Source organism: Kitasatospora sp. NPDC058492, from assembly GCF_042720685.1.
GTDB lineage: Bacteria > Actinomycetota > Actinomycetes > Streptomycetales > Streptomycetaceae > Kitasatospora.
The window spans coordinates 26035-49184 of record NZ_JBHXMU010000030.1 but is presented as its reverse complement, the minus strand read 5'-3'; the positions used below and the strand labels follow the sequence as shown (position 1 = coordinate 49184).

The following is a 23150-nucleotide window of genomic DNA, read 5'->3' as shown; positions in this document are numbered from 1 at the left end:
GCCGGGGACTGACCGTCCGCGGGCCGGCCGGGGCCGACCGTCTAGGGTCCTGGGCATGAGCAAGAGCCTGACGGAAGAACTCTGGGCGGCCATCGAGCCGGTGTACGCCGAGATCCTCGCCCACCCCTTCATCGGCGGCCTCACCGACGGCACCCTGCCGCGTGCGGCCTTCCGCCACTTCGTCGTCCAGGACTCGCACTACCTGCGCGACTACGCCCGCGCGCTCGCCGTCTGCGCGGCTAAGGCGCCCGGCGAGGAGGACGTGCGGGCCTTCGCCGACGACGCGGTCGGCGCGCTGGCCGCCGAACAGGGCATGCACGCCGAGTTCCTGACCGCCTTCGGCGGCAGCGCCGAGCAGGCCGCCGCCGAACCGGTGCTGCCCACCACCCGGGCCTACACCAGCTACCTGCTGGCCACCGTCTACGGCGGCTCCTTCGCCGAGGCCGTCGGCGCGGTGCTGCCCTGCTACTGGATCTACGCCCGGGTCGGCGAGGCGCTGCTCGCCCAGGGCTCCCCCGACCCGCTGTACGCCAAGTGGATCGCCACCTACGGCGACGAGGCGTTCCAGTCCGTCGTCCGCCGGGTGCTGGCGCTCACCGACCGCCTCGGCGAGGAGATCTCCCCGGCCGAACGGCGCCGGGTCGTCGAGCACTTCACGACCACCTCGCGCTACGAGTGGATGTTCTGGGACGCCGCCTGGCGCGGCGAGCGCTGGCCGGTCTGACCGCTGGTCGCATGGGGTGCGGGGCCCTTTCCGGGGGTCGTCCCCGATGCCCGTACCCGGGTCTCCCCGGGGCCCCGGGTCGGGGTGATCTAGGGGTTCTCTCCGGGCCATCGGGCCTCGTTCCGGCACTCGTGTCCCCGTACGATCGAAGTACCGAAAGCAAGCGGGATGCGGCACCGGACGGCAGCCGACCCCACGGGGAGAGAAGGAACGGTCATGGCTGAGCTCTGGAAGTCGCTGCCCTCCTGGGTGCGGAACATCGTCATCCCGGTGCTGGTCCTGGTGCTGCTCTGGAACATCGTGGGATTCGTCTTCGGTGTCGTCGGCGCCCTGCTGAGCATCATGATCAAGGTGCTGGTCGTCGCCGGTATCGCCGCCGCCGTGGTGGTCCTGGTGAAGAAGGCCGCCAAGGGCTGAGCAACCGCCCGAGGCCCGGCCCCCTGGACGGGGGCCGGGCCTTCGGCGTTCCCGGCGCGGCGTCCGGCCGGCCGGAGGCGTGCTGGACCTGCGGCGATCGGCTCGCTACGGTGTTGGGCGTCATGTGCAGGCAACACCGCCTGCCGACGCGGGAGCTCGGAGCACCGGGCTGAGAGGGCGCTGACCGGGACGTCGACGGACGGACCGACGGCTGCGTCGACCGCAGGAACCTGACCGGGTAATGCCGGCGTAGGGAGTTTGAGGTCAGATGACCACGTTCGAAGCACAGCCGCAGCCTGCCCGCAGCACCGGGAACAGCGGCACCGAGGCCGCCACCGTCACCAGCGCCGTCACCAGCGCCGGCACCGGCTACCCCACCCCGGCCTGGCGCAAGGCCTACCGCGAAGGGTCCCGGCCCGACCTGCGGGTCCCGTACCGCGAGGTGCAGCTCACCAACGGCAGGACCGTCCCGCTGTACGACACCTCCGGCCCGTACACCGACCAGGCCTACGAACCCGACGTGCGGCGCGGCCTGCCCGCCCTGCGCGACGCCTGGATCCGCCTGCGCGGCGACGTCGAGGAGTACGACGGCCGTGAGGCGCGCCCCGAGGACGACGGGATCAAGCACACCTCGCCGCGCGGCGGAAACCTGCGCAACCTGGACGCCGTCTTCCCGGGCCGCCCGCGCCGCCCGCTGCGCGGCCGCGGTGGTGCCGCCGTCACCCAACTCGCCTACGCCAAGCGGGGCGTGGTCACCCCCGAGATGGAGTTCGTGGCGCTGCGCGAGGGCCTCGCCCCCGAGTACGTGCGGGCCGAGGTGGCCCGCGGCCGGGCGGTCATCCCGGTCAACGTGAACCACCCCGAGGTGGAGCCGGCGATCATCGGCACCAACTTCCTGGTGAAGATCAACGCCAACATCGGCAACTCCGCCGTCACCTCCTCGATCGAGGAGGAGGTGGAGAAGATGACCTGGGCCACCCGTTGGGGCGCCGACACCGTCATGGACCTCTCCACCGGCCGCAACATCCACACCACCCGCGAGTGGATCCTGCGCAACTCCCCTGTGCCGATCGGCACCGTGCCGCTCTACCAGGCCCTGGAGAAGGTCGACGGCAAGGCCGAGGACCTGAGCTGGGAGGTGTACCGGGACACCGTCATCGAGCAGTGCGAGCAGGGCGTCGACTACATGACCGTCCACGCCGGCGTCCTGCTCCGGTACGTCCCGCTGACCGCCCGCCGCAAGACCGGCATCGTCTCGCGCGGCGGCTCGATCATGGCCGCCTGGTGCCTGGCGCACCACCAGGAGAACTTCCTCTACACCAACTTCGAGGAGCTCTGCGACATCCTCGCGCGCTACGACGTCACCTTCTCGCTCGGCGACGGCCTGCGCCCCGGCTCCATCGCGGACGCCAACGACGAGGCGCAGTTCGCCGAACTGCGCACCCTCGGCGAGCTCGGCCGGATCGCCCGCGAGCGCGACGTCCAGGTGATGATCGAGGGCCCGGGCCACGTCCCGATGCACAAGATCAAGGAGAACATGGATCTCCAGCAGGAGATCTGCGACGAGGCGCCGTTCTACACCCTCGGCCCGCTCACCACCGACGTCGCCCCCGGCTACGACCACATCACCTCGGGCATCGGCGCCGCGATGATCGCCTGGTGGGGCACCGCGATGCTCTGCTACGTCACGCCCAAGGAGCACCTGGGCCTGCCCAACCGCGACGACGTCAAGACCGGCGTGATCACCTACAAGATCGCCGCCCACGCCGCCGACCTCGCCAAGGGCCACCCCGGCGCCCAGGACTGGGACGACGCCCTCTCCGACGCCCGCTTCGAGTTCCGCTGGGAGGACCAGTTCAACCTGGCCCTCGACCCGGAGACCGCCCGCGCCTTCCACGACGAGACCCTCCCCGCCGAACCCGCCAAGACGGCCCACTTCTGCTCCATGTGCGGCCCGAAGTTCTGCTCGATGAAGATCAGTCAGAAGATCCGCGCCGAGCACGGCGACGGTTCCAGCGCCGTGGAGACCGAGTTCGACGCCGAGGCCCTGGCGGGCATGGCGGAGAAGTCCGCCGAGTTCGCCGCCCAGGGCAACCGCGTCTACCTCCCCCTCGCCGACTGACGTCGTTCTGTCGAAGCGCTGCTCCGGGTGTCTCGCTGTTCCTGTGGCAGCGCTTCGGCATGCCTGGGCCACGGGGCTGCACGCGGGCCACCGGGGGAGCCGGTCGCCGAGCTAGTATTACGTGGTAGTGGTAATACGTGCTACTTCGGAGGCGGGAGATGCGGCTCAACAGCAAGGGGCAGGTCACGATCCCTGCGGATCTTCGCGAGAAGTGCGGCCTGCGTCCCGGGGACGAGGTGGACGTCATCGAGGAGGACGGCGTCCTGCGGATAGTGCGTCGGGCAGGCCACACCACCAGAGGGCAGCGGGCGGCCCGCCGGATGAGGGGAAGTGCCGAGGGCGGCATGTCCACTGACGAGATCATGGAGCTGCTGCGTGGCGAGTAGCCGACTGAGGCTGGTCGGTCCGGGCCGGGCGCGGCCGGTGACGCTGGTGGACTCCTGCGTGCTGCTGGATCTGATGACGGACGACGAGACCTGGGCCGATTGGTCGGAGGCCGCGCTGTCCAAGGCCCAGGACGAGGGCGAAGTGGTGATCAACCCGATCGTCTACGCGGAGGTCTCGGTGGCGTACGCCGCGATCGAGGACCTTGACGCCGTCCTTCCGCCCGAGGACTTCGCGCGGGAGCCGCTCCCTTGCGAGGCGGGGTTCCTGGCCGGCAAGGCATTTCTGCTGTACCGCAAGCGCGGCGGGCAGAAGACCGCACCGTTGCCGGACTTCTACATCGGTGCGCATGCGGCGGTGCGCGGCTACCGGTTGTTGACCCGTGATGCCACGCGCTACCGCACGTACTTCCCGACCATCGAGTTGATCTGCCCCTAGTCGGGCTGCCACTGGCCGACTGAGGCTGCCGTGCACGGCGAGCCCTCCCCCGGGTGCGGGGGAGGGCTCGCCGCGCGAACCGCGCGGGCTTGACTGTCTGCATTGTGCAGGCATCGGCGCTAGAATGCAGATATGACAGCGCTCACCATCCGGGACGTCCCGGACGACCAGATCCAGACCCTGAAGGTCCGCGCCGCCCAGGCCGGCAAGTCGCTGCAGGCGTTCATGCAGGACCTGATCGCCAGGGAGGCGTCCAGGCCCACGATGGCGGAGATGATGGCGCGGCTGGACCGCGAGACCACCGCCCGCGTCAGTGCCGCCGACGTCGTCGCGGCCATCGACGAGGGGCGAGCCGGGCGTTGATCGTCATCGACTGTTCCGCCCTGGTCCTGGTCCTCACGGCGCACGGCCCGGACGGAGAACTCGTCCGGGGCCGGGTGGCCGTGGCGGGGGACGTCTACGCCCCCACCCTCCTGGACTACGAGATCCAGTCGGCCCTTCTCGGCATGCAGCGGGGCGGCAAGCTGACCGAGCGGGAAGTGGAACGAGCGGTCGCCGCCTACCGGATGCTTCCCATTGCCAAGCGGGAGACGCTGGCGTTCTGGGACAGGGTGAAGAAGCTGCATGCCAACCTCAGCGCCTACGACGCCCAGTACGTCGCCCTGGCGGAAGCCCTCGGCGTACCGCTGATCACCAGTGACGCGAGGATCAGGCGCAGCGGCGCGGCGAAGTGCGACATCGAGGTCTTCGCCTCGACCGGCCCCTAGCCGGAGCAGCGCGCCTCAGCGGTGCCCGGCGGGGCGGTGCGGGTCAGGCGAGGGCGGGGGCGGGTTCGAGGAGGCCGGTGGCGCGGTCGGCGGTGAGGATGCCGAGGATGTAGCCGTCGTCGTCGACGACGGGCCAGACCGCCATGCGTTTGATCCGCATCGTGATCGCGGCCAGGGCCAGGCCCAGGGCCGGCCAGGCGAACGGGCCGCGCTGGTGCGCGGTGGCGCCGATCGAGGTCCGCTCGGTGGTCCGGGGGTGCTCCAGGAAGGTGTGGAGCCCGGTGCGGGTGACCAGCCCCTCGCACCGGCCGTCGTGGTCGCGGACGAGCAGGTACTCGACGTGGGCGCCGCGCAGGATGTCGTTGGCCTGGTCGACGGTGCTGTCGTCGGCTATCTGGTACTCGCAGGGCTCCATCGCGTCGGCGACCGTGAGGCCGTGACCGGTGCGTGTCGCCTGCGGGGCGTGAGTGGTCACGGTGGTCACCGCTTCCCGTCCCCGGGTGCCCGGCCGGAACGGCTCGGACGACCCTTCACCCAGAACGAAGCCGGAACGGGTACCGGGATGCGGAATGCCCTGGATGTCTTCGAGCGTACTCCCGTGACGGGAGGCCCGTCGGAGGGTGCCGCGGAGTACCGTTGGGAGACAACCGAGGACATTCCGTATACCGGTACCGGCGCTGGTGTCGCCCTAGGTCATGACAGGTCCCTGCGGACCGGACGGGCGGCTTCTGATGCTGCCGATCCCCCTCCCTGTTCCCGCCACCCCCGGGCCGTGGTCCGTGCCCGGCGTCCCGCTGCTGCCACGTCTGGTGCTGGAGCCGACGATGTCGCGGGGCGGGGTCTTCGACGGCGCCTGGTGGCCGCGTTCGAACCGGGTGCTGGCCGAACTGCCGGACTTGGTCACCGCGCTCGGCGCCCACCTGGGGCGCATCATCCGGGTGGGCCTCGACACCTCGGCCTGGGACGGCGTGCCCCGGTCCGTCGTGGTGAACGGCCTCCTGATCAGGGTCAACTGGCTCACCAGCAGCCACGCGACCATCAGCGTCACCCGCGGCTTCCAGGACCACTTCCTCCTCCTGGTCGTGCCGCCCCGCACCGACCCGGAGAAGGCCTCCACGGCGATGGCGGGGGCGTCCGCGACCGGGAACCACACCCCGGCGGCCGAACTGCTGACCTCCTGACGGCTGTTGCCCACCGGCACCCGGTGAACCGAGCCGGAAGACGACGGTCTGCACCCGGGGGGAACCGGCTCCCCCGTGCGGGGGAGCAGCGGCACACCACCGGACGTCGTACCGGGGTATGACGGTTGATCCGGCCCCGTGGTGTGACGACCGCCCGGTCGGTGTCACGGGAGGGTGAGGCCAACAGCCGAACGAGGGTGAGGAGCCCGAAGATGTCCGCGATCCGCCGTCAGACCAGCACCGCCGCCCGGGCCTTCCTGGCGTTGCCGGCCGGGGTGGTGGGGGCGGCGCTGGTGCTCGCCGGCCGGCCCGGTCGGGCCGCGCGGTGGCAGGCGTGGGTGTCCGGGGGCCGGGGCTGGACCGGTGGCCGGGTGCTGGGGCGGGCGGCGCTCGGGTTGCCGTTGGACGCGGCGGCGTTCCTGCTGGTGGGGTACTCGCTCTTCAACTCGGTGCGGAACTTCGGGTACCCGGTCTGGTACCTGGACACGGACTACCACCAGGCCTGGGGCGGCCCGACCATGGCCGGGGTGTGGGCGGTGCACGCGGCCGGCTGGGGGCTCTGCCTGTACGTGCTGCTGCGCTGGCCGGTGGGGTGGCTCGCGCGCGGCCAGCGGGCGCTGGGCGAGCGGCTGCTGGGCGGGCGGCCGCCGGTGTCCGGTGTTCAGGTGACGTCGTCGGGGCTGGTGAAGGCGGGGCTGGTGTAGCCGGGGGCGGTGAAGTCGGGGGCCGGGGTGGGGACGGTGCCGGGGCTGGTGAAGTCGGGTGAGGTGTAGTCGGCGGTGGGGACGGGGCCCGGGCTGGAGAAGTCGGGTGAGGTGTACCCCGGGCTGGTGAAGTCGGGGGCGCCGGCGGGGACGGCGGGCAGGTGGGTGTGCAGGTAGGGGAGCAGGCCGTGGTCGCGCAGCGCGGTGCGCCATTCGCGGCGGGCGTCGGCGAGTTCGGCGGCGAGTTCGGGGTCGGTGCCGGCCGGGGCGGCGGCGCCGCCGTCGCGTATGGCGGTGAGGACGAGTCCGATGATGCCGATGGCCATCGCGGCGACTCCGGCGGCGAGGGCGACCCAGCCGGCGGTGACGAGGCTGCGGGCGAGGGTGAGGTCGGGGTTGGCGGCGCGCAGCAGGTAGCCGATGAGCAGCAGGACGAGGGCGGCGGTCCAGGCGAGGACCGGGGTGAGCACGGTGAGGACGGGGAAGAGCCCGGCGCCGCCGTTGGCGGAGCGCAGTTGGGTGAGCAGTCCGGGGGCGATGGGTTCGGCGCCCGGGGGCGGCGGGGGTGTGGTGCGCAGGGTCTCGCGCAGCCGGGTGTAGTGCGCGTACTCGGTGGCGGCCGCGGCGGCGATGGCGTCGGCGTCGCGCAGGGCGCGGATGCGCAGCTGGTCGGTGGTGAGCGCGCCGGGTGCGCGTAGGGCGGTGAGGACGGTGCGGTCGCGCAGGGCTTCGGCGAGGAGGCGCTCGTATTCCGGGCGGTCCTCGGCGAGCAGCGGCGGGGGGTTGGTCATGGGGACCCCGTTCATGCGGACCCCGGTTCGCTCCGCCCCAGGGGCCGCGGGGCCCTCAGGGGCGCCGAAACGGGCGCGGAGGCGGGCCGCCGGACGGGCGGCCGGGTGTGGTGTGCCTCATGGTAGGGGCGGGCGCGGCCGTGCTGACAGTCGGTTTCCGGAATTTCGCGCCCCGGCCCGCGCGCGTGCGGTGGCCCGGGCGCCGGGAACGCCCGTTCGACCGGCCCCGGTTCGCGGGCCTCAGTTGACGGGGAGTCGGGCGACGAGCAGGCGCCCTTCCATGGTGACACCGCCGTCCATGGCCACCGCGAGGTCGTCGGCGTAGACGTAGGGGCCGGGGATGTGCGGCGGCTGGCCGTCGTCGGCGTGCACCGCGCCGGTGAGGTACGGGATGGGGCTGTGCCCGTGCACGATGCGGGTGCCGCCGTAGGTGTCGAGGAGTTCGTGGACGGCCGTCGGGCCGGCGTCGCCGCGGAAGGCGAAGCGCTTGGTGAAGCGGCGGAAGCAGTCCCACCACTCGTCGACGCCCTCGTCGGCGAGCAGGCTGTGGACGGCGTCGTTGACGTCGGGGATGGACTCGCCGTACTCCAGGTACGCGGTGGTGTCGGAGTGCAGCAGCAGGTGGCCGTCCTCCAGCGCGATGGCGGGCAGCCGGGAGAGCCAGCTGATGTGGTGGCCCTCCAGGCGGTCCAGGTCGTGCTGCTGGCCGCCGTTGAGCCGCCAGGCGGCGAGGAAGGAGGCGGTGCCGGCGGTGGACTGGACGGGTTCGTCGCCGTACCGGGCGGCGCCGAGGAAGAGCAGTTCGTGATTGCCCATCAGGGCACGGCAGTAGCCGCCGGCGGCGGCGGCTTCGGCGGCGAGCTGCATCACGAGGTCGATGACGCCGATGCCGTCGGGGCCGCGGTCGGTGAAGTCGCCGAGGAACCAGATCCGGGAGCGGCCGGCGGACCAGTGGCCTTCGGCGTCGATCAGGCCCTGGTGGCGCAGCTCGGCGCGCAGTTCCTCCAGGTAGCCGTGCACGTCGCCGACGACGTAGAGCGGGCCGGGGGGCTCGCCGGGGCCGGGGGCGGGGTACGGGTAGCTGGGCGCGGAGGGGTCGGGCAGCGGCGGGCCGAGTTCGATGGTCGGCGGGTCGTCGCGGCCGGGGGCCTGGTGGCCGGGGGGCTGCTGGTCGTGCAGGGCCGGCTCGTAGCCGGGGTGGTCCTGGTGGAAGACCGGGGCGTTCTCCGGGGCGTGCACGGTGTGGTCCTGCCCGTCGGCGGGCCAGTGCTGCTCCAGGTAGCGGGCTCCGCCGTAGCCGCTGTAGGTCTCCGCTTCGTACGGCGTGCCGGGGTAGCCGGTGGCGGGCTCCGGTTCGTAGTAGGTGCCGTACGGCAGCACGTCGAGGTCCGGCTGGTGGCGGGGGCCTGAGTCGGGGTGTTCAGGCCCGGGGAAGCGGTCCTCGGGTGTCATTCGCCCATCATAGGAAGACCACTCTCCCGGCGTCGTCACCTGGTGGGTATCCAATCCTCCGGAGCGTCAGCCGGGCCGTCCCGCAAGGTCCGTTTTGTCCCGGCTCGGTATGGTCTAGACCTCGCCCGGGGGCCGGGGAGGGCTGACGGTGGTGCGCGGGCTCCGGCGCAGGGAGGACGCGCGGACGATCAGCTCGGTCGGCATCAGGGTGCCCGGTGGCGGGCCGGTGCCGGCGGTGCGGAAGCGCGGCGGGAAGAGCCGGGCGATGTCGACGCCCGTCCCGGAGTCGACGCCCTCGATGGCGTCGATGAGCAGGTTGACCACGGTGGTGCCGATCCGGCGGGGCTTGAGGGAGAGCGTGGTGATCGGCGGTTCGGTGGTGGCGTAGACGTCGCTCTCGCTGCAGCAGACCAGCAGCAGGTCGTCGGGGACCCGCAGGCCGTAGCGGCGGGCGGCGGCGAGCAGGTCGGTGCCGTTGGGGTCGAACAGGCCGTAGACGGCGTCGGGCCGGTCGGGGCGGGCGAGCAGCCGGTCGGCGGCGACGGCGCCGGCGGCCGGGTCGTGCGCGGGGTAGGCCTCGTAGACCGGCTCCTGGCCGACCTTGGCGCACCAGCCGAGGTAGGCCTCGGTGGAGAGCCGGGTGTAGGTGTCGGTGCTGGTGCCGGTGAGCAGGCCGATGCGGCGGGCGCCGGCCTCGGAGAGGTGGTCGAGGATGCCGAGCACGGCGGCCTCGTGGTCGTTGTCGACCCAGGCGGTGACCGGGCAGTTGCCGGGCTTGCCGTCGCTGACGACCGGGACGCCGGACCGGTACAGCTCGCTGACCAGGGGGTCCTGGTCGGGCGGGTCGATCACCACGGTGCCGTCCAGGGCGATGTTGCCCCAGACGTCGTGGCGGGAGGAGGCGGGCAGCACCACCAGCGCGTAGCCGCGGCCGAGGGCGGCGCTGGTGGCGGCCCGGGCCATCTCGGCGAAGTACGCGAACTCCGTGAAGGTGAACGGTTCTTCGCCGTAGGTCGTGACGGTCAGCCCGATCAGGCCGGACCGTCCGGTGCGCAGGGTGCGGGCGGCCGCGGAGGGCCGGTAGCCGAGGCGTTCGGCGACCTCGCGCACCCGGCTGCGGGTCTCGTCGGGCAGGCGGCCCTTTCCGTTCAGCGCGTCGGAGACGGTGGTGATCGACACTCCGGCGGCTGCTGCCACATCCCGGATGCCGGCCCGCTCCAGACGCCGTGAGGTGGTGGGACGCCGACCGCTCTGGTTGGCTGCTGCTGTCATGGCGGACCGATCGTATGGCTCCTGACAAGGGTCTGTGACCGGCGCATCGGGAGCCCTCGGAGATACGTTTCTCCAAGAGTGAGCCGGGGTGCGCTCCTTCGATACCCGCACGAAACCAGCCGTCTTACCTCTGACATGTGCCAAAGGAACCCGGCAGAATGGCTGATCTGCGCCTGTCACCCGACCGGGCATCTCACCCCTACGGGTGAGCGCGGTCGGTATCGTTCAAGGCACCCGACCGGGGTGCCCCGGACGCGTTCCGAGATCCCGGGCACGGTGGCGATCCCACAGGTGGCGGGGGCGACCGCACCGGAGAACACGCGCCGAACACGCGCCGAACGCGTGCCGAACGCGCGCGGACAGCATCGAGAAGGAGTAGGACCGTGACGAGTACGTCAGCGCAGGGCCCGCGGCTGCGGCCGACCCTGGACGGCATCCCCACCTACAAGCCCGGCAAGCCGGCCGGCGCCGACGCGTACAAGCTGTCCTCCAACGAGAACCCGTACGACCCGCTGCCCGGCGTGCTGGAGGCGGCGGTCGCGGCGGCCGGCTCGCTCAACCGCTACCCCGACATGGCCGTCGGCGAGCTCAGCGAGGTGCTGGCTGAGCGCTTCGGCGTGCCCGTCGAGCACATCGCCACCGGCACCGGCTCGGTCGGCGTCGCCCAGTCGCTGATCCTCGCCACGGCGGGCCCCGGCGACGAGGTGGTCTTCGCCTGGCGCTCCTTCGAGGCGTACCCGATCATCACCCAGGTCGCCGGCGCGACCCCCGTCCCGGTGCCGATCACCGAGGCCGGCGACCACGACCTGGACGCGATGCTCGCCGCGATCACCCCGAAGACCCGGCTGGTGTTCGTCTGCAACCCCAACAACCCCACCGGCAACGTGATCCACCGCGCCGAGCTGGAGCGCTTCCTGGACGCCGTCCCGTCCGACGTCCTGGTGGTCGTCGACGAGGCGTACATCGAGTTCATCCGCGACCCCGAGGTGCCCAACGGCATCGACCTCTACCGGGACCGCCCCAACGTCTGCGTGCTGCGCACCTTCTCCAAGGCGTACGGCCTCGCGGGCATGCGGGTCGGCTTCGCGATCGCGCACGAGCCGGTGGCCAACGCGCTGCGCAAGACCGCCGTCCCGTTCGGCGTCAGCCAGCTCGCCCAGAACGCCGCCGTCGCCTCGGTGCGCGCCGAGCAGGCGCTGCTGGAGCGGGTGGACGCGCTGGTCGAGGAGCGCACCCGGGTGGTGGCCGCGCTGCGCGCCCAGGGCTGGGAGATCCCGGACTCGCAGGCCAACTTCGTCTGGCTGGGCCTCGGCGAGCGCTCGCAGGAGTTCGCCGTCGCGTGCGCCGAGGCCGGGGTGATCGTCCGGCCGTTCCCGGAGGGCGTCCGGATCTCGATCGGCGAGACCGAGGGCAACTCGATCTTCCTCTCGGTGGCCGAGGCGTTCCGCAAGACGCTCTGATCCCTCTCTTCTCCGTAGGGGCGCGCCGTTCGCGGTGCGCCCCTACGGCGTTCCCGGGGGCCTGGGGCCGGTCGGCGGTGGGACCCGGGGCGCTGCCGGATGGCTGGAGATCACCGGAACTCACCGGAACTCACTGGGAGCCCGCTGGGAGTTCGGCCAACGAAGGCCCACGGCACGGCCAAGGCGCCCGCGCGAACCGGGCGGTGTGACCGGAATGCCCGGATCCGCCCGGTCAGTCTTCTCCCAGCCCGCGCCCAGGGCTCCGCAAGAGCGCCCAGGAAAGCTGTCCGGCATGAAGGTGCTCCCGCGACGGCGAGGCGTCGTCCTCGTCAACTCCGCGCTCGGCGTGGCGCTCCTGGGCGGTGCCGCCCTGGTGTACGCCACAGTGAACAGCGGCACCAGTGCCGCCGCCGGCAAGACCCAGATCCGTACGGCGACCGTGGCCAAGGGAACGGTCCTGGCCACCGTGTCCGGAACCGGCACCCTGGTCTCACCGACCGACGCGGCCCAGGACTTCGCCACCGGCGGCCGGCTCACCTCGGTCAAGGTCGCGGTCGGGGACGCCGTCAAGAAGGGCCAGCTGCTCGCCACCGTCGACACCACGGCCGCCCAGCAGCAGGTGGACGCCGCCCAGGCGTCCCTCACCACGGCCGACGCCAACCTCACCAAGGCGCAGGCCGGTGTCACCACCACGACCACCCAGCCGCTGCCGGGTGCGACCTCCGGCGCCGGCGGCAACGGCGGCGGTGGTGGGGAACGCGGAGCGGGCGCGAACAGCACGCCCGCTCCGCAGACCACCACCATCACCACCACCAAGGTCGACGACGCGGCCGTCGCCCAGGCCCAGCAGCAGGTCGCCACCGCGCAGACCACCCTCGCCAACGCCCAGGCGGCGCTGACCGGCACCACCCTGACCGCCTCGGTGGACGGGACGGTCGCGTCCGTCTCGGCGAAGGTCGGCGACACCGTGGGCGCGAGCTCCGGCGGCTCGTCCGGCTCGTCCGGCTCCTCCGGGTCGTCCGGGTCGACCGGCAAGTCGTCCACCGGCAGCACCGCTTCGGGCGGCGCGCCGAGCGGCTTCATCGTGCTGACCAACCCGACCGGGATGCAGGTCACCGCCAACTTCTCCGAGCTGGACTCGCTCAAGCTCAAGAAGGGCGAGGCGGCCACCGTCACCCTGAACGCGCAGTCCGACACCAAGCTCAACGCCAGTGTCCTGTCCGTCAGTTCGCTGCCCAGCAGCGGCGGCGGCAGCGCCGGCTCGACGGCCGTCCAGTACGCCGCCACGCTCCAGCTCAGCGGCGACACCAGCACGCTGCGCACCGGCCTCAGCGCCACCGTCCAGGTGATCACCGGCGAGGCGGACAGCGCGCTGTCGCTGCCCACCTCCGCGCTCTCCGGCACCGGCGCCAGCCGCACCGCGACCGTGGTGCACCCGGACGGCTCCAGCGAGCGGGTCAGCGTCGGGGTCGGCGTCGAGGGCGACAGCACGGTGCAGGTGGTCTCCGGGCTGAAGGAGGGCGACAAGGTCGAACTCCCCACCACCAGCGGCGGCAACGGCTTCCCGAACGCCTCCTTCCCGGGGGTCGGCGGCGGCCAGGGCCGCGGCGGTCAGGGCGGCGCTGCCGGACTGGCGGGCGTCGGCGGTGGCGGCAACGGCGGCGGCGGGGCCGGCCGGGGCGGTAAGGGCTGAGCATGCGTCACGTCATCGACAAGCGCGTCCCGGCGGCGCCCCCGCCCGTCATCCAGCTGCGCCGGATCACCAAGGCGTACGGGCACGGCGACGCCGTCGTGCACGCGCTGCACGGCCCGGAGGACCCGGACACCGGCGGCCCGCTCGGCGTCAGCCTGAACATCCACCAGGGCGACTTCGTCGCGGTGATGGGCAGCTCCGGCTCCGGCAAGTCCACCATGATGAACATCCTCGGCTGCCTGGACGTCCCGACCGCCGGCCGCTACCTGCTGGACGGCATCGACGTCGGCCACCTCGACGAGGGGCAGCTCGCGCTGGTCCGCAACCGCAAGATCGGCTTCGTCTTCCAGTCCTTCAACCTGATCCCGCGCACCACCGCGCTCGCCCAGGTCGAGCTGCCGCTCGCCTACGCGGGCGTCCGGGCCTCGGAGCGGCGCCGCCGGGCCCTGGCCGCGCTCTCCCTGGTCGGCCTCGCCGAGCGCGCCGGGCACCGGCCCAACCAGCTCTCCGGCGGCCAGCAGCAGCGCGTCGCGGTCGCCCGGGCACTGGTCACCGCACCGGCGATGCTGCTCGCCGACGAGCCCACCGGCAACCTGGACAGCCGCTCCACCGAGGAGGTCCTCGACCTCGTCGACGCGCTCAACGCCACCGGCCGCACCGTCGTCCTGATCACCCACGAGGACGAAGTCGCGCGGCACGCCAAGCGGGTGCTCCGGCTGGTCGACGGCCGGATCGTCAGCGACGTCCGGCAGGCCCCGGTGGACGGGCCGCCGCCGCTGCTGTGCGAGCTGGGGGTGTCGGCGTGATCCTCTGGCAGATGCTCCGCTTCGCGGTCGGCGGCCTGGCCGCCAACAAGGTGCGTTCGGCGCTCACCATGCTCGGGGTGCTGATCGGCGTCGCCTCGGTGATCCTGCTGCTGGCCGTCGGCAACGGATCGTCGGTCGCGGTGAAGGAGTCGATCACCTCGCTCGGCACCAACTCGCTCACGGTCAGCTCCGGTTCGGCCAGCGGCGGCGCCCGCGCCACCTCCTCGGTGAAGAAGCTGACGGTCGCCGACGCCAAGGCACTGGCCGCCGACACCGACTCGACCGCGATCAAGTCGGTCGCCCCGGTGGTCACCACCAGCGGGACGGCGCTGTACGGGGACATCTCGTACAGCCCCGGCTCGATCGTCGGCACCTACCCGGCGTACTTCGAGACCGCCAACCAGAAGGTCGCGCACGGCGAGTACTTCACCGACGACGACGTGCTCGGCTCGCGCAAGGTCGCGGTGCTCGGCGCCACGACGGCCAAGCAGCTGTTCGACACCGTGGACCCGGTCGGCAAGAAGATCGTCCTCGGCGGCACCCCGTTCACCGTGGTCGGCGTGCTCCAGGCCAAGGGCGGCAGCGGCTTCACCGACCCGGACGACGTGGTGATCGCCCCGCTGCCGACCGTGCAGAACGCCTTCACCGGCTTCGGATCGGTCAACCAGATCCTGGTGCAGGCCGGTTCGGCCGACAGCACGACCGCGGCCCAGGCCGAGATCACCCGGGTGCTGCTCGGCACCCACGCGATCGCCGACCCGACCAAGGCCGACTTCCGGATCACCAGCCAGTCCTCGCTGCTCACGGCGAGGGAGAGCACCACGAAGACCTTCACCGTGCTGCTCGGCGCGGTGGCGGCGATCTCGCTGCTCGTCGGCGGGATCGGGATCACCAACATCATGCTGGTGACGGTCACCGAGCGGACCAGGGAGATCGGCATCCGCAAGGCGCTCGGCGCCCCGCGCGCGGTGATCCTCGGGCAGTTCCTGACCGAATCGACCCTGCTCTCGGTGCTCGGCGCCGGGCTCGGGGTGGCCGCCGGAATCGCCGGCTCGCACTTCAGCATCGTCGGCATCAAACCGGTGGTGATCCCCGAATCCGTGATCGGCGCGTTCGGCATCGCCGTCGCCATCGGGCTGTTCTTCGGCAGCTACCCCGCCAACCGGGCCGCCTCGCTGCGGCCGATCGACGCCCTCCGGCACGAGTAGGACTCCCATGAGCAACGAGATCGCCACGGTCAGCAGCAGCACGCCGGCCGAGCAGGTCGCCCTGCTCGCCACCCCGCCGGACGCCCGCGACGTCACCGCCGAGCTCGCCGCCCCGCCGCGGCGCAAGCTGCCCTGGCTCAGCCTGGTGCTGGCGGGGGGCGTCATCGCCAGTGGGGCGTTCGCGGGCGGGGTCTGGTACCAGCAGAACCACGGGACGAACGGCGGCGCCTCGCACGCGACGGCTTCCGCCGCCGGGCAGCAGCGGGCGGCCGGGGCGGGTGGTGGTGGCGGAGGCGGGTACGGGCAGAGCGGGTCCCGCCGGGGTGGGCAGGGTGGTGCCCAGGGTTCCGGCCAGGGCGCTGGTCAGGGCGCTGGGCAGGGCGGCCAGGGCGGGTTCACCCGGGGCACGGTCAAGGCCGTCGACGGCACCACCGTCTACCTGACCGACGCCAACGGCAACACCGTCAAGGTCACCACCGGCGACGCGACGAAGGTCCAGCTCAACAAGGAGGGCAAGGTCACCGACCTCCAGCCCGGCCAGAGCGTGACCGTCGTCGGCGCCCCCGACGCCAACGGCGGCTACGCGGCCAGCCAGCTCGTCGAGGGCGCGGCGGGCGGCGCGGGCGGCGCGGGCGGTTTCGGCGGTGGCTTCGGCGGTGGCTTCGGCGGTGGAGGTGCTCCCAAGAACCCGTCCGGGGGCTGACCCCGTAGCTCCCGGACGCCGCGAGGCCCTCGCCCATCCCTGGGGCGAGGGCCTTCGCGTGTGCTCAGCGCCAGTCGTTGCGGTCGTCGTCGGGGTGCGGCGTCCTGAGGGTCGCGATGACGCTGAGAGCCGCGGTGAAACCCATCACCCCCACGCCTCGTCCCGTTCCACGTCGCGGAGGAGGTGGAGGAGGTTGAGCAGAGTGCTCACGGGGGCGTTGCCGAAGTCGACGAGGATGCGGCCGTCGAGGGTGGTCTCGTGGGGGAAGGCGGAGCCCCAGAGGAGACCGTAGGAGCGCCCGCGCTGGTGTACCTCGCCGAGCAGGGCGACGATCTGGGGCTGGGTGTAGTCGCGCATCCGGGGATCGTCCGGCGCGACGGGTTCGCGGGCGGCGCTCACGCGGCGAAGTCCAGCTCGTACCAGACCGTTTTGCCGCGCTCCTGGGAGTCCACGCCCCAGCGGTGCGTGAGCCCCTCGATGAGCTGGAGCCCCCGGCCGGTCGTGGCCAGGGCGGGGAGCTGGCGTCGTTCGGGGAAGACGTCGCTCTCGTCCGAGACGGAGACCCGGAGGGTGCCGTCGAGGAGCGAGAGGAGGACGACGGGGGAGGCGGTCTTGCCGTGCCGCCAGGCGTTGACGACCAGTTCGGCCAGGGCGAGTTCGGCGAAGAAGATGGTCTCGGCGTCCCACCCGGAGCGGGTCAGGGCGTCCCGCAGGGACTGCCGGGCGAGCGCGAGCGAGGGGGTGTTGAGGGTGCACACGGGAACCTCCGCGAGGCTGCTGGTGTGGGGAGGGGGGATGCCTTCAGCGCGCGGGCAGCAGGCGCCTACTGCCCGACGAGCAGGCATTGCTGACGATCCATCGGATCGATCTGAGGTTGACGATAGCGCACCGGAACTTAAATTTAGGTAGTTGCGAGGAAGATCCCTCTCCCGGGGGACGGATGGTCCTTGCCGCAGCCGACGCGGCACACTGATCCCACAGGATGTTGAGAGGACGCCATGCCAGGTCGCCACAACCCAACCCTTCGTCAGCGTCGCCTGGGCGCTGAACTGCGAAAGATGAGAGAGCAAGCAGGCCTCGGAGGCAGCCAACTTGCTCGCGTGCTCGGAGTGAGCCCTGCCCAGGTGACGCAGATGGAGAGCGGGAAGACCAGCGTCAGCGTGGACCGGCTCCGGACAGTCGCCGATGCCTGTGAGTGCTACAACCAGCCGCTCATCGACGCCCTCAACGGCATCATCACAGTGCGAGACAAGGGTTGGTGGGAGCAGTACCGCAACCACATCCCCGACGTCTTCCTCGAATCCGCCGAGCACGAGGACTTCGCGGCAACGAAGATCAGGGTTTGCGCGTCGACGTTCCTTCCGGGGCTTCTGCAGACAGACGACTACACACGAGGAATCTTCAGTCGACGGATCCCTCGACTTCCTGCCGACGAACTCGATCTGCATGCCGCGTTCCGATCGGAGCGCAGAACGAGGGTCCTTCAGAGCCCTCGGAAGAAGCTCGAAGCCTATCTACATGAGTCCAGTTTGCTCACGCGCTTCGGTGGCACCGACGTGCTGCGAGGGCAGCTTCACAGCCTGATCGATGACTCCCTCAGGGATGACATAAGCATCCGCGTCATTCCCTTCACCGCCCACACCTATCCCGGACCGGTCGAGAGCCTCATCTACACCTCCGGGGAGGTGCCCGAGCTTGATACGGCCGAGGTGGAGTCATCGCAGGGCCCGATTTTCTTCGATGCCCCGAGTGAGCTTGAGTCCTATCGTGAAGTCTTCAACCGCATCGAGAGGGCTGCCCTCAGCGGCGAGGATTCGCGAGATCTAATCCATCGCACGGGCAAGAACCTGAAAGGCTGAGATGTCTCAAGACCAATGGCAGAAGTCGTCCTTCAGTAGCTCCAGCGAAAACTGTGTCGAGGTCCGTGCGGTCGCCGGGCTGGTCGAACTCCGGGAGTCCGACGAGGGCGAGGTCATTGTCCGCACCACCGCCCTCAAGTTCGCCGCGTTCCTCCAGGGCGCGAAGGCCGGGGAGTTCGACCACTTGACCGCCGACGTCTGAGCGAAACGATCCGGCGGCCCCTTGCTGCTCGCAAGGGGCCGCCGGTGTGACTGCTGTCAGTGCTGCGGGTCGGGCTGGTTGGTGGCCGGGGCGCCGGTGCCGGTGCCGGTGTTGTTCGGGTCGGTCTTGGGGGCCGGGTCGGGGATGTCGGCCATCGGCAGGGACTGCTTGGGCGTGCCGTGCAGGGCCTGGTTCATGGCGTCGCGCCAGATCGGGCCGGGGCCGTCCGCGCCGAACACCTCGGTGCGGTACTTCCCGTTGATGGTGAGGTTGCGCATCTCGACGCCGCCGTTGGGGCCGCCGAGCCAGACGGCGGTGGCGAGCTGCGGGGTGTAGCCGTTGAACCAGGCGGCCCGCTTGCGGTCCGAGGTGCCGGTCTTGCCGGCGATCTGGCGGTTGTCGTCGAGGTTGAGCGCCGCGCCGGTGCCCTTGTTCTCGGTCACGCCGTTCAGGACGGTGTTCATCGCCCGTGCCGTGTCATCGGAGAACGCCTTCTCGCACTGGCCGGCCGGGACGGGGACGTCCTTGCCGTCCACGGTGGTGATCTTGTTGATGGCGATCGGGGCGCAGTGCTTGCCCTGGGCGGCGAAGGTCGCGTAGATGTTGGCCATGGTCAGCGGGCTCATCTCCTCCACTCCCAGGGCCATCGCGGGGACCTCCTCCAGCGGCTTGCCGCTGGCCTTGCTGGTGACGCCCAGCTTGTTGGCCATCTGCTTGACCGCGCAGAGGCCGATCTCCTGCTCCATCTGCACGAAGTAGGTGTTGACCGAGAGGGCCATCGCCTGCTTCAGCTGGTAGGGGCCCTTCTCGTTCTCGGACTCGTTGGGCACCACGGTCTTGGGCCGGCCCTGGTTCTTCCAGGTGCCCTCGCAGGTCTTCATCGTCGGGTACTCGAGCTTGTTCGGGGCCGAGTACTCCTGGGTCGCCGGCAGGCCCGCCTCCAGGGCCGCGGCCGCGACGACCGGCTTGAACGTGGAACCGGGCTGGAAGCCGTTGCCGCCGCCCATCGCCGCGTCGACGTTGAGGTTGACGACGGTCTGGTTCTTGTTGGCGTCCAGGCCGTACGGGCGAGTCTGGGCCATGGCGAGGATCTTGCCGGTGCCGGGTTCGACCATGGTGGCGGCGGCCGAGACGCTGTCCGTGACCTTCACGTTGGCGGTCACCGCGTTCTGGGCGGCGGCCTGCTTGTCCGGGTCCAGCGTGGTGTAGATGTTGAGGCCGCCGGTGTCCCAGAACTTCTTGCGGTCGGCGGCGCTCTGGCCGAACGCCGGGTCCTGCTTGACCACGTGCCGGACGTAGTCGCAGAAGAAGCCCATGCCGCCCTGGGCGGTGGCGGTGATGCAACCGTTCTGCGGATCCTTGAAGTTGAGACCCAGCGGGGCGGCCTTGGCCTCCTTGGCCTGGTCCGCGGTGATGTGCTTGTTCTCCAGCATCTTGTCGATGACCGTGTCCCGGCGCTTCTGCGCGGCCACCGGGTGCAGCTTCGGGTCGTACTGGGACGGGTTCTGCACCAGCCCGGCCAGCATGGCGGCCTCGGCGATGGTCAGGTCCTTGTTGCTCTTGCTGAAGTAGCGCTGGGAGGCGGCCTCCACGCCGTAGGCGCCGTTCCCGTAGTACGTGATGTTGAGGTAGTTGGTGAGGATCTGGTCCTTCGACAGGTCCTCCTCCAGCTTGATCGCGACCTTGAGCTCCTGGATCTTGCGACCCAGGGTCTTGCGCTGCGCCTCCAGCACCGCGGCCTGATCCTCGCCCGCCTTCTCGACGTTGACGTTCTTCACGTACTGCTGGGTCAGCGTCGAGGCACCCTGCGAGGCGGTGCCGCTCTCGGCGTTCTTGCCGATCGCCCGGAGCACGCCCTTGAGGTCGACGGCGCCGTGCTCGTAGAAGCGGGCGTCCTCGATGTCGACCTGGGCGTGCCGCATGAACGGCGACATCTGGTCAGGGGCGAGGACGGTACGGTCGCGCTCGTACACCTTGGCGATCAGGCCGCCCTTGGCGTCGAAGATCTGCGTCGCCTGGGTGAGCGGCGGGGTCTTGAAGTCGCTGGGGATGTCTTCGAAGCCCTCCGCCGTGCCCTTGGCAGTCAGCCCGAAACCGCCGGCGGCGGGCAGGGCGAGGCCCGCCAGCAGCACACCGGACACCACGCTCGCCGCCAGGAAGATCCCACCGAAGCGGGCCAGCCGAAGCGGCGCCTTGCGGGGCGGGGGGAGAGCCGCGCTGTCGGAGGAATTCCATATCGGAGGGAGATTCGATTCCATCCAGGAATGCTAGCCCGCACACCTCGCTGGTCGAACGATTTTTCGCATGTGGCTGTCACGGCTGTGCAACAGATACCGGAATTCGACTTCAAAACATCAAGTCGCATACGCACCAAATAAGCGCAATAAGAAATTTAGGCCACCCGCAACCAATTCAGCCCCCCCTCGGTGGCACGACCACGGACCACACCTGCCCGCCTACCGCGCCCTCCCCCTCTCGCAGCCCCGACACCACTTAGATGCCGCGAGCGGCCCAAAAGGTTGCCTACGCCCGGGAGTCTCGACGCCGACTTGCGCGACCTGCCCCCGCCCGGCCCCACCGACAGTGCCCCGACGCGCCCCGCGCCCAGTCGCTGACGGTACGTCACGGCACTGCCCGAGTCCCCTCAGCACAGGAAGTCGGCCAAACCGACTTCCTGCGCCGAAGCCGCCGCCCCCTCGTGCCGAGTTGGTCGTGACTGACCCTCGCGACGTTGAGGTCTATGTCCGAAAGTTCGACGGGTTCGTGGGCGCGGCCTTGTTCGGTGACGAGATGCGCAGCCTGATCGAAAGCATCAGGGACGAGTTCTTGAGGGAACAGGAAATCGTCTTCTAGCGCGCCTCGCTGCCCTATATATGTTGGTGCTCGCCCGCCACGGGTCAGGCGGCGGCCCAGCGTACGAGTCATGCCTCGGATTCATCTGACAAATGCCGGAGTTGGTGGCGTGGCCCAGGTGCAGGACCACCCCGACGGCTCGTCGACCGTCGCCGTCAGCGGCCCCCGGGACCTGTGGCAGGCCATCGAGACCGCGCACCGAACCTGGCTCGACCGCAACCGGCCCCGTCGGGAGTGGTTCACCGTCGAGACGGGGCCTGAGGGCAGTCCGTGGGCTACACGGGCCCGGACGGATCTTCGATCCAGTGGAAGCTCTGAGGAGGGTCACTTCGGCTTCACCAGGGCGATGTCGGAGACCGGGCCGAGGTGGGTGAGTTTGTCGGGGTTGGACACCGAGTGGACGGCCCGGATGGCGCCGTCGGCGATGTCGAGTTCCAGCACGCCGGCGATGCGGCCCTCGGTGTCATAAAAGGCGGCGCCGGGGCGGCCGTTGACGGTGGCGGGTGTCAGTGTGACGCCGAGTTTGCGGTTGCGGCGGAGGCCGCCTATGAGGAGTTGGGCGACGCGGCGTAGGCCGGTGAGGGTCTTGCCGAGGGCGCGGGCCTTGCCGCCGCCGTCGCCGTGGAAGGCGATGTCGGGGGAGAGGATTTGGAGCAGGGCGTCCAGGTCGCCGCCTTCGGTGGCGTCGAAGAACCTGCGGGCGAGTTCGTCGGCCTCGGCCTTGCGCGCCCGGGTGTCGACGGGCTGGGGGGAGGGGGTGAGGCGCTTGCGGGCGCGGGTGAGGATCTGGCGGCAGTTGGCCTCGGACTTGCCGACGGCGTCGGCGATTTCCGGGTAGCCGTACCCGAAGGCCTCGCGGAGCATGAACACCGCCCGCTCGGTGGGGGAGAGGGCTTCGAGTAGGACGAGGAACGCCATCGACAACGCGTCGGCCAGCTCGGTGTGTTCGGCGGGCCCCGGGTGGTCGGCGGTCACCACGACGGGTTCGGGCAGCCACTCGCCCATGTACGTCTCCCGGCGGACCCTCGCCGACGTCAGGTGGTTGATGCCCAGTCTGGTCACCGACGTGGTCAGGTACGCCTTGAGGTTGGTGATCGTGGTCCCGGCCCGGTCGGCCCGGGTCAGGCCGAGGAGGGCGTCCTGGACGATGTCCTCGGCGTCGCCGACGGAGCCCGTCATCCCGTAGGCGACGGAGAACAGCAGCGGTCGGTAGCCGGCCGCATCCGTCGCAACTGCCGATTCCGCCATGGAGCTCCTCCCCCGGTTGGCCGAGCAGGGTATCCGCAGGGTATCCAACGGCGCGGCGAAGATGGTGATGCAGGTCACATCCACGCCTGTCACGACTCGCCGGGGTGTCCTGTCTCAGAGGGCACCAGCGGACGACGACAAGGGAGCACACGATGGAAGCCCGACTGAACCCCTTCGCCAGCCAGACCATGTCCAAGGTCCTCAAGCACCTCATCGCGGCCAACAAGGTGATCGTGGACTCGGCTCTGCCGTTCGCGACGCAGGAGATGGTGAAGCTGCGTGCCAGCCAGATCAACGGCTGCGGCTACTGCGTCGACATGCACTTCAAGGACGCCGTGCACGGCGGGGAGGAGGCGACCCGCCTCAACCTGGTCGCGGCCTGGCGGGAGGCGACGGTGTTCACGGACGCCGAGCGTGCCGCCCTGGAGCTGGCGGAGCAGGGCACCCGCCTGGCCGACGCGGCGGGCGGGGTCACGGACGAGGCCTGGGCGAACGCCGCGAAGTACTACGACGAGGAGCAGCTCGCGGCCCTGGTGGCCCTCATCGCGATCATCAACGCCTTCAACCGCGGCAACGTGATCACCCGGATGCCCGCCGGCGGGTACCGGCCCGGTCAGCACGCCTGACCGGAGCCCCTTCCGCGGCCGGGGAGTGGTCTCCCCGGCCGCAGGCGTCGGGCTCTCGGCCGTCGGGTTCTCGGCCGTCGGTGCTTGCGGGGCGTTACCGTCCGTGCGCATACCACCCAGCCTGTGCTGGGGGCCTTGTGCTTAAAAAACCGACCGATAAGGTGTTAATCCAACATTCATCGATGCCGCATAGCCTCCGGGGGCTAGCCTCATGCTGAACGCCATCGTCCGACCAGGAGG

At 70.9% G+C, this 23150-nt stretch carries 25 protein-coding genes and 1 riboswitch; of the genes, 17 read left to right on the top strand and 8 right to left on the bottom strand.

All coding sequences use genetic code 11. The features are described 5' to 3' along the window. Positions 1-55: 55 nt before the first annotated feature. From tenA to ACFWPI_RS20770, 7 genes are all read left to right on the top strand, one after another. Positions 56-724, top strand: coding sequence for a thiaminase II (tenA, locus tag ACFWPI_RS20800; RefSeq protein ID WP_063348422.1), 669 nt, complete (start codon positions 56-58; stop codon positions 722-724). Between the two features lie 216 nt (positions 725-940). Beyond that, positions 941-1141, top strand: coding sequence for a DUF5326 family protein (locus tag ACFWPI_RS20795; RefSeq protein ID WP_063348421.1), 201 nt, complete (start codon positions 941-943; stop codon positions 1139-1141). A gap of 138 nt (positions 1142-1279) precedes the next feature. Next, positions 1280-1414: riboswitch (TPP riboswitch) on the top strand. Then, positions 1410-3263, top strand: coding sequence for a phosphomethylpyrimidine synthase ThiC (thiC, locus tag ACFWPI_RS20790; RefSeq protein WP_380371356.1), 1854 nt, complete (start codon positions 1410-1412; stop codon positions 3261-3263). (Overlaps the previous riboswitch by 5 nt.) Before the next feature lie 158 nt (positions 3264-3421). Further along, positions 3422-3649: an AbrB/MazE/SpoVT family DNA-binding domain-containing protein gene (locus tag ACFWPI_RS20785; RefSeq protein WP_380371359.1), complete on the top strand. Its 228-nt coding sequence runs from the start codon at positions 3422-3424 to the stop codon at positions 3647-3649. Then, positions 3639-4085 (top strand): type II toxin-antitoxin system VapC family toxin, encoded by a 447-nt coding sequence (locus ACFWPI_RS20780; protein WP_380371361.1) that lies wholly within the window; start codon positions 3639-3641, stop codon positions 4083-4085. The genes ACFWPI_RS20785 and ACFWPI_RS20780 overlap by 11 nt, the downstream gene beginning before the upstream one ends. Before the next feature lie 132 nt (positions 4086-4217). Beyond that, entirely contained in the window at positions 4218-4448 is a 231-nt protein-coding gene (locus ACFWPI_RS20775) for a hypothetical protein (protein ID WP_043915407.1), read from the top strand. Continuing rightward, positions 4445-4852 (top strand): type II toxin-antitoxin system VapC family toxin, encoded by a 408-nt coding sequence (locus ACFWPI_RS20770; protein ID WP_380371363.1) that lies wholly within the window; start codon positions 4445-4447, stop codon positions 4850-4852. The genes ACFWPI_RS20775 and ACFWPI_RS20770 overlap by 4 nt, the downstream gene beginning before the upstream one ends. 43 nt (positions 4853-4895) lie before the next feature. On the opposite strand, the gene ACFWPI_RS20765 is transcribed toward ACFWPI_RS20770, so the two are convergent. Next, on the bottom strand, positions 4896-5327 hold the full coding sequence (locus ACFWPI_RS20765) for a CBS domain-containing protein (RefSeq protein ID WP_380371366.1): 432 nt from the start codon (positions 5325-5327) through the stop codon (positions 4896-4898). Between the two features lie 256 nt (positions 5328-5583). On the opposite strand from ACFWPI_RS20765, the gene ACFWPI_RS20760 reads away from it, so the two are divergent. Together ACFWPI_RS20760 and ACFWPI_RS20755 are read left to right on the top strand one after the other, a co-directional pair. Next, the gene (locus ACFWPI_RS20760) at positions 5584-6033 is read left to right on the top strand and encodes a DUF5994 family protein (RefSeq protein ID WP_063348418.1); all 450 of its coding nucleotides are present in this window, start codon (positions 5584-5586) and stop codon (positions 6031-6033) included. Positions 6034-6245: 212 nt separating this feature from the next. Then, a complete protein-coding gene (locus tag ACFWPI_RS20755) occupies positions 6246-6737 on the top strand; it encodes a hypothetical protein (protein ID WP_063348417.1) in 492 nt (163 codons plus the stop codon). Here the strand turns inward: ACFWPI_RS20755 and ACFWPI_RS20750 are convergent. From ACFWPI_RS20750 to ACFWPI_RS20740, 3 genes are all read right to left on the bottom strand, one after another. Beyond that, a complete protein-coding gene (locus ACFWPI_RS20750) occupies positions 6695-7528 on the bottom strand; it encodes a hypothetical protein (protein WP_380371370.1) in 834 nt (277 codons plus the stop codon). The genes ACFWPI_RS20755 and ACFWPI_RS20750 overlap by 43 nt on opposite strands. 240 nt (positions 7529-7768) lie before the next feature. Then, positions 7769-8980: a metallophosphoesterase gene (locus tag ACFWPI_RS20745; protein ID WP_380371373.1), complete on the bottom strand. Its 1212-nt coding sequence runs from the start codon at positions 8978-8980 to the stop codon at positions 7769-7771. Positions 8981-9094: 114 nt separating this feature from the next. Beyond that, positions 9095-10252 carry a LacI family DNA-binding transcriptional regulator gene (locus ACFWPI_RS20740; RefSeq protein ID WP_063348415.1) on the bottom strand — a complete coding sequence of 386 codons (1158 nt, stop codon included), beginning with the start codon at positions 10250-10252 and terminating at the stop codon, positions 9095-9097. 383 nt (positions 10253-10635) lie between these two features. On the opposite strand from ACFWPI_RS20740, the gene hisC reads away from it, so the two are divergent. The 5 genes from hisC to ACFWPI_RS20715 all read left to right on the top strand — a co-directional run bounded on the left by hisC (position 10636) and on the right by ACFWPI_RS20715 (position 16122). Beyond that, positions 10636-11712 (top strand): histidinol-phosphate transaminase, encoded by a 1077-nt coding sequence (hisC, locus tag ACFWPI_RS20735; protein WP_063348414.1) that lies wholly within the window; start codon positions 10636-10638, stop codon positions 11710-11712. A 292-nt stretch (positions 11713-12004) separates the two neighbouring features. Further along, positions 12005-13405: an efflux RND transporter periplasmic adaptor subunit gene (locus ACFWPI_RS20730; RefSeq protein ID WP_380371376.1), complete on the top strand. Its 1401-nt coding sequence runs from the start codon at positions 12005-12007 to the stop codon at positions 13403-13405. Between the two features lie 2 nt (positions 13406-13407). Beyond that, positions 13408-14211, top strand: a complete 804-nt coding sequence (locus ACFWPI_RS20725) for an ABC transporter ATP-binding protein (protein ID WP_380371378.1) — start codon at positions 13408-13410, stop codon at positions 14209-14211. Next, positions 14208-15419 (top strand): ABC transporter permease, encoded by a 1212-nt coding sequence (locus tag ACFWPI_RS20720; protein WP_380371381.1) that lies wholly within the window; start codon positions 14208-14210, stop codon positions 15417-15419. Before ACFWPI_RS20725 ends, ACFWPI_RS20720 begins: the two co-directional genes overlap by 4 nt. Positions 15420-15426: 7 nt before the next feature. Beyond that, positions 15427-16122 (top strand): hypothetical protein, encoded by a 696-nt coding sequence (locus ACFWPI_RS20715; protein ID WP_380371383.1) that lies wholly within the window; start codon positions 15427-15429, stop codon positions 16120-16122. Positions 16123-16266: 144 nt separating this feature from the next. Here the strand turns inward: ACFWPI_RS20715 and ACFWPI_RS20710 are convergent, their stop codons facing one another. Further along, a complete protein-coding gene (locus ACFWPI_RS20710; RefSeq protein WP_063348409.1) occupies positions 16267-16521 on the bottom strand; it encodes a hypothetical protein in 255 nt (84 codons plus the stop codon). Beyond that, positions 16518-16880 carry an ATP-binding protein gene (locus ACFWPI_RS20705; RefSeq protein WP_371517817.1) on the bottom strand — a complete coding sequence of 121 codons (363 nt, stop codon included), beginning with the start codon at positions 16878-16880 and terminating at the stop codon, positions 16518-16520. The genes ACFWPI_RS20710 and ACFWPI_RS20705 overlap by 4 nt, the downstream gene beginning before the upstream one ends. Positions 16881-17120: 240 nt before the next feature. On the opposite strand from ACFWPI_RS20705, the gene ACFWPI_RS20700 reads away from it, so the two are divergent. Both ACFWPI_RS20700 and ACFWPI_RS20695 read left to right on the top strand, forming a co-directional pair. Next, positions 17121-17981 carry a Scr1 family TA system antitoxin-like transcriptional regulator gene (locus ACFWPI_RS20700; RefSeq protein ID WP_380371386.1) on the top strand — a complete coding sequence of 287 codons (861 nt, stop codon included), beginning with the start codon at positions 17121-17123 and terminating at the stop codon, positions 17979-17981. Between the two features lies 1 nt (position 17982). Next, positions 17983-18183 (top strand): DUF397 domain-containing protein, encoded by a 201-nt coding sequence (locus ACFWPI_RS20695; RefSeq protein WP_363368129.1) that lies wholly within the window; start codon positions 17983-17985, stop codon positions 18181-18183. 56 nt (positions 18184-18239) lie between these two features. Here the strand turns inward: ACFWPI_RS20695 and ACFWPI_RS20690 are convergent, their stop codons facing one another. Both ACFWPI_RS20690 and sigJ read right to left on the bottom strand, forming a co-directional pair. Then, a complete protein-coding gene (locus ACFWPI_RS20690; RefSeq protein WP_380371388.1) occupies positions 18240-20441 on the bottom strand; it encodes a transglycosylase domain-containing protein in 2202 nt (733 codons plus the stop codon). Positions 20442-21360: 919 nt separating this feature from the next. Then, entirely contained in the window at positions 21361-22284 is a 924-nt protein-coding gene (gene sigJ / locus ACFWPI_RS20685) for an RNA polymerase sigma factor SigJ (protein WP_380371390.1), read from the bottom strand. Between the two features lie 152 nt (positions 22285-22436). Here sigJ and ACFWPI_RS20680 point away from each other — a divergent pair, with 152 nt between their 5' ends. Continuing rightward, positions 22437-22910, top strand: coding sequence for a carboxymuconolactone decarboxylase family protein (locus tag ACFWPI_RS20680; protein ID WP_380371392.1), 474 nt, complete (start codon positions 22437-22439; stop codon positions 22908-22910). Positions 22911-23150 lie beyond the last annotated feature (240 nt).